The organism is Psychrobacter sp. PP-21 (assembly GCF_033790785.1).
GTDB lineage: Bacteria > Pseudomonadota > Gammaproteobacteria > Pseudomonadales > Moraxellaceae > Psychrobacter.
Genome location: NZ_JAMYEB010000092.1, coordinates 1 through 439, shown reverse-complemented (window position 1 = coordinate 439; position 439 = coordinate 1). Strand labels below are relative to the sequence as shown.

General features: G+C 63.1%; 1 protein-coding gene and 1 pseudogene. Both read right to left on the bottom strand.

Translation table 11 applies throughout. The features are described 5' to 3' along the window. Nucleotides 1–199 (bottom strand): TrbC/VirB2 family protein (locus NJD71_RS13710; RefSeq protein WP_319052448.1); only part of this gene is annotated, 199 nt, incomplete at its 3' end. Further along, a pseudogene (locus NJD71_RS13705) lies at nucleotides 196–439 on the bottom strand (P-type conjugative transfer ATPase TrbB); the annotation flags it as partial. The gene NJD71_RS13710 and the pseudogene NJD71_RS13705, both read right to left, overlap by 4 nt.

The following is a 439-nucleotide window of genomic DNA, read 5'->3' as shown; positions in this document are numbered from 1 at the left end:
CCAGCGACAGTCCGGTCACGATGATGATGATGACGGCGACGATCTTGGCGACCGGCCCCTCTACCGACTGCAGGATCTGGTTGAGCGGCTGTTCCCAGGGCATGTTCGAGCCTGCGGACCAGGCCGGACCAGAAAGCAGGCAGGACGTCGCAAAGGCTGCAGTTACGGCGGTGCGGGAGAATGACAATCGATGGTTCATGGCTGGTCTCCTGATGATGACGTGAGGCTGTAGTCGCCCGACGTCCCGAGCCCAGTGACGTCAGCTAATTCGGAAAGTCGGCGATCGGCGCCACGGCCGGTGAGAACAGCAATGACGTTCACGGTCTCAGCGATCAGGGCGCGCGGCACAGTGATGACGGCTTCCTGGATGAGTTGCTCGAGGCGACGCAAGGCTCCAAGCGCGCTCCCGGCGTGGATGGTACCGATGCCGCCGGGATGG